Source organism: Pseudarthrobacter sp. MDT1-56, assembly GCF_059383555.1.
Genome location: NZ_JBWZCK010000030.1, coordinates 1 through 5380, shown reverse-complemented (window position 1 = coordinate 5380; position 5380 = coordinate 1). Strand labels below are relative to the sequence as shown.

The 5380-nt window shown below is 55.7% G+C and carries 2 rRNA genes; both read left to right on the top strand.

From position 1 onward, the window contains the following. The first annotated feature begins 184 nt into the window (after nt 1-184). Nucleotides 185-1708 (top strand): 16S ribosomal RNA (locus tag AC50YC_RS19685). A gap of 527 nt (nt 1709-2235) precedes the next feature. After that, nucleotides 2236-5369 (top strand): 23S ribosomal RNA (locus tag AC50YC_RS19680). The 16S and 23S rRNA genes sit together here, the layout of an rRNA operon. Nucleotides 5370-5380 lie beyond the last annotated feature (11 nt).

Below are 5380 nucleotides of genomic sequence, written 5' to 3'. Positions count from 1 at the left end.
TGTGTCTGTTGTTTGAGAACTCAATAGTGTGCCAAGTTTGTTGATACCAATTTATTGTATTGAATTGGTTGAATTGATCGGGCCCGCCACCCCGTGGTGTGGTCTGGTTTTTACAGCTGGTTTCAAATTTTGTGCAGCCGGCACGTCCCGTTTTCCCGGGGGTGTTGGTTGTGTCTGTTTTACTTCAACGGAGAGTTTGATCCTGGCTCAGGATGAACGCTGGCGGCGTGCTTAACACATGCAAGTCGAACGATGATCCCAGCTTGCTGGGGGATTAGTGGCGAACGGGTGAGTAACACGTGAGTAACCTGCCCTTAACTCTGGGATAAGCCTGGGAAACTGGGTCTAATACCGGATATGACTCCTCATCGCATGGTGGGGGGTGGAAAGCTTTATTGTGGTTTTGGATGGACTCGCGGCCTATCAGCTTGTTGGTGAGGTAATGGCTCACCAAGGCGACGACGGGTAGCCGGCCTGAGAGGGTGACCGGCCACACTGGGACTGAGACACGGCCCAGACTCCTACGGGAGGCAGCAGTGGGGAATATTGCACAATGGGCGAAAGCCTGATGCAGCGACGCCGCGTGAGGGATGACGGCCTTCGGGTTGTAAACCTCTTTCAGTAGGGAAGAAGCGAAAGTGACGGTACCTGCAGAAGAAGCGCCGGCTAACTACGTGCCAGCAGCCGCGGTAATACGTAGGGCGCAAGCGTTATCCGGAATTATTGGGCGTAAAGAGCTCGTAGGCGGTTTGTCGCGTCTGCCGTGAAAGTCCGGGGCTCAACTCCGGATCTGCGGTGGGTACGGGCAGACTAGAGTGATGTAGGGGAGACTGGAATTCCTGGTGTAGCGGTGAAATGCGCAGATATCAGGAGGAACACCGATGGCGAAGGCAGGTCTCTGGGCATTAACTGACGCTGAGGAGCGAAAGCATGGGGAGCGAACAGGATTAGATACCCTGGTAGTCCATGCCGTAAACGTTGGGCACTAGGTGTGGGGGACATTCCACGTTTTCCGCGCCGTAGCTAACGCATTAAGTGCCCCGCCTGGGGAGTACGGCCGCAAGGCTAAAACTCAAAGGAATTGACGGGGGCCCGCACAAGCGGCGGAGCATGCGGATTAATTCGATGCAACGCGAAGAACCTTACCAAGGCTTGACATGAACCGGAAACACCTGGAAACAGGTGCCCCGCTTGCGGTCGGTTTACAGGTGGTGCATGGTTGTCGTCAGCTCGTGTCGTGAGATGTTGGGTTAAGTCCCGCAACGAGCGCAACCCTCGTTCTATGTTGCCAGCGCGTGATGGCGGGGACTCATAGGAGACTGCCGGGGTCAACTCGGAGGAAGGTGGGGACGACGTCAAATCATCATGCCCCTTATGTCTTGGGCTTCACGCATGCTACAATGGCCGGTACAAAGGGTTGCGATACTGTGAGGTGGAGCTAATCCCAAAAAGCCGGTCTCAGTTCGGATTGGGGTCTGCAACTCGACCCCATGAAGTCGGAGTCGCTAGTAATCGCAGATCAGCAACGCTGCGGTGAATACGTTCCCGGGCCTTGTACACACCGCCCGTCAAGTCACGAAAGTTGGTAACACCCGAAGCCGGTGGCCTAACCCCTTGTGGGAGGGAGCTGTCGAAGGTGGGACTGGCGATTGGGACTAAGTCGTAACAAGGTAGCCGTACCGGAAGGTGCGGCTGGATCACCTCCTTTCTAAGGAGCACCTACAGTCACCTTGCCCCGCGTTATGCGGGTGTGGAGGGGTTGTCAGGAGTACGCCCGTTGCGCAGACGCTAGTTCTGCGGCGGGTGCTCACGGGTGGAATATCAGCAAATAGGTGCCTGGCGGCAGGTGCCGGCAGCAAGTACGGACTCACTTTCGGGTGTGGTCCTGGAACGCGGCCGGTATGTTTCGCGCAGGTAGTGTTTGGCACACTGTTGGGTCCTGAGGCAACAGGACCATGGCGCCGGCCCTGGTGCGGTTTCCCTTTCGGGGGGAGTTGTGCGGGGTTGGTGGTGTGGGACTTGTTTGTTTCTGGTTTCCTGGCTGCATCGAGCGCGCACGTGTGTGTGTGGGGTGTGTGGTACGGGGTTGTTGTTTGAGAACTACATAGTGGACGCGAGCATCTTTTATAAGAAGCAATTTCCAAGAATATGAACCTGGATCTGTGCTGCTGTCCTTCGGGGTGGTGGCGTCAGTGTCTGTGGTTCTCTCGAAAATTAGTTTTTTTGATCTTTTGTGGTCAAGTTTTTAAGAGCACACGGTGGATGCCTTGGCATTAGGAGCCGAAGAAGGACGTAGGAATCTGCGATAAGCCTGGGGGAGTCGATAACCGGACTGTGATCCCAGGGTGTCCGAATGGGGAAACCCCGCCAGGGGCGCGAGCTGCCTGGTGACCCGCATCTGAACACATAGGGTGCGTGGAGGGAACGCGGGGAAGTGAAACATCTCAGTACCCGCAGGAAGAGAAAACAATAGTGATTCCGTCAGTAGTGGCGAGCGAACGCGGATCAGGCTAAACCGTTCCATGTGTGATAGCCGGCGGGCGTTGCATGGTCGGGGTTGTGGGACTTCCCATTCTGTCTCTGCCGGGACAGTGGGGTGTGTAGTACAGGCATAGGTGAACGGTCTTGAAAGGCCGGCCAGAGAGGGTGTGAGCCCCGTAACCGAAATGTTGTGTACCGCCCGGGGAGTATCCCAAGTAGCACGGGGCCCGAGAAATCCCGTGTGAATCTGTCAGGACCACCTGATAAGCCTAAATACTCCCTAATGACCGATAGCGGACCAGTACCGTGAGGGAAAGGTGAAAAGTACCCCGGGAGGGGAGTGAAACAGTACCTGAAACCGTGTGCTTACAATCCGTCGGAGCAACCTTGTAGTTGTGACGGCGTGCCTTTTGAAGAATGAGCCTGCGAGTTAGTGTTACGTCGCGAGGTTAACCCGTGTGGGGAAGCCGTAGCGAAAGCGAGTCTGAACAGGGCGTTGCAGTGGCGTGATCTAGACCCGAAGCGAAGTGATCTACCCATGGCCAGGTTGAAGCGACGGTAAGACGTCGTGGAGGACCGAACCCACTTCAGTTGAAAATGGAGGGGATGAGCTGTGGGTAGGGGTGAAAGGCCAATCAAACTTCGTGATAGCTGGTTCTCCCCGAAATGCATTTAGGTGCAGCGTTGCGTGTTTCTTACCGGAGGTAGAGCTACTGGATGGCTAATGGGCCCTACAAGGTTACTGACGTCAGCCAAACTCCGAATGCCGGTAAGTGAGAGCGCAGCAGTGAGACTGTGGGGGATAAGCTTCATAGTCGAGAGGGAAACAGCCCAGACCACCAACTAAGGCCCCTAAGCGTGTGCTAAGTGGGAAAGGATGTGGAGTTGCGAAGACAACCAGGAGGTTGGCTTAGAAGCAGCCATCCTTAAAAGAGTGCGTAATAGCTCACTGGTCAAGTGATTCCGCGCCGACAATGTAGCGGGGCTCAAGTACACCGCCGAAGTTGTGGATTTCAGATATTAGCTAAGCCGCCCCTTGTGGGTTGGTTCAGGCGTCTGGAGTGGTAGGGGAGCGTCGTGTGGGCAGTGAAGTCGCGGTGTAAACCAGCGGTGGAGCCTACACGAGTGAGAATGCAGGCATGAGTAGCGAAAGACGGGTGAGAAACCCGTCCGCCGAATGATCAAGGGTTCCAGGGTCAAGCTAATCTGCCCTGGGTAAGTCGGGACCTAAGGCGAGGCCGACAGGCGTAGTCGATGGACAACGGGTTGATATTCCCGTACCGGCGAAAAACCGCCCATGCTGAACAGGGGATACTAACCGCCCGAAGCCTGCCTGACACCCCTTGTGGGTGAAGGGTTTTGGTGGAGCGCGGGACCTGATCCTGGGAGGCAAGCGTATTAACAGGTGTGACGCAGGAAGGTAGCCGAGCCGGGCGATGGTTGTCCCGGTCTAAGGATGTAGGGCGAACGGTAGGCAAATCCGCCGTTCATGATGCCTGAGACCCGATGGGACTCCCGTAAGGGGGGATTCGGTGATCCTATGCTGCCTAGAAAAGCATCGACGCGAGGTTTTAGCCGCCCGTACCCCAAACCGACACAGGTGATCAGGTAGAGAATACTAAGGCGATCGAGAGAATTATGGTTAAGGAACTCGGCAAAATGCCCCCGTAACTTCGGGAGAAGGGGGGCCCCCATCGTGATGGACACTTGCTGTCCGGAGCGTGCAGGGGCCGCAGAGACCAGGGGGAAGCGACTGTTTACTAAAAACACAGGTCCGTGCGAAGTCGCAAGACGATGTATACGGACTGACTCCTGCCCGGTGCTGGAAGGTTAAGAGGACCGGTTAGCCGCAAGGCGAAGCTGAGAATTCAAGCCCCAGTAAACGGCGGTGGTAACTATAACCATCCTAAGGTAGCGAAATTCCTTGTCGGGTAAGTTCCGACCTGCACGAATGGAGTAACGACTTCCCCGCTGTCTCAACCATAAACTCGGCGAAATTGCAGTACGAGTAAAGATGCTCGTTACGCGCAGCAGGACGGAAAGACCCCGAGACCTTTACTATAGTTTGGTATTGGTGTTCGGAGTGGCTTGTGTAGGATAGGTGGGAGACGTTGAAGCCCGGACGCCAGTTCGGGTGGAGTCATCGTTGAAATACCACTCTGGTCACTTTGGACATCTAACTTCGGCCCGTAATCCGGGTCAGGGACAGTGCCTGATGGGTAGTTTAACTGGGGCGGTTGCCTCCTAAAAAGTAACGGAGGCGCCCAAAGGTTCCCTCAGCCTGGTTGGCAATCAGGTGTCGAGTGTAAGTGCACAAGGGAGCTTGACTGTGAGAGAGACATCTCGAGCAGGGACGAAAGTCGGGACTAGTGATCCGGCGGTACATTGTGGAATGGCCGTCGCTCAACGGATAAAAGGTACCTCGGGGATAACAGGCTGATCTTGCCCAAGAGTCCATATCGACGGCATGGTTTGGCACCTCGATGTCGGCTCGTCGCATCCTGGGGCTGGAGTAGGTCCCAAGGGTTGGGCTGTTCGCCCATTAAAGCGGTACGCGAGCTGGGTTTAGAACGTCGTGAGACAGTTCGGTCCCTATCCGCTGCGCGCGCAGGAAATTTGAGAAGGGCTGTCCTTAGTACGAGAGGACCGGGACGGACGAACCTCTGGTGTGTCAGTTGTACTGCCAAGTGCACCGCTGATTAGCTACGTTCGGATGGGATAACCGCTGAAAGCATCTAAGCGGGAAGCTCGCTTCGAGATGAGATTTCCATACACCTTGTGTGTGAGAGGCCCCCAGCCAGACCACTGGGTTGATAGGCCGGATGTGGAAGCGAGGACTAACGACTCGTGAAGCTGACCGGTACTAATAGGCCGATAACTTACACCACACACCCCCCTT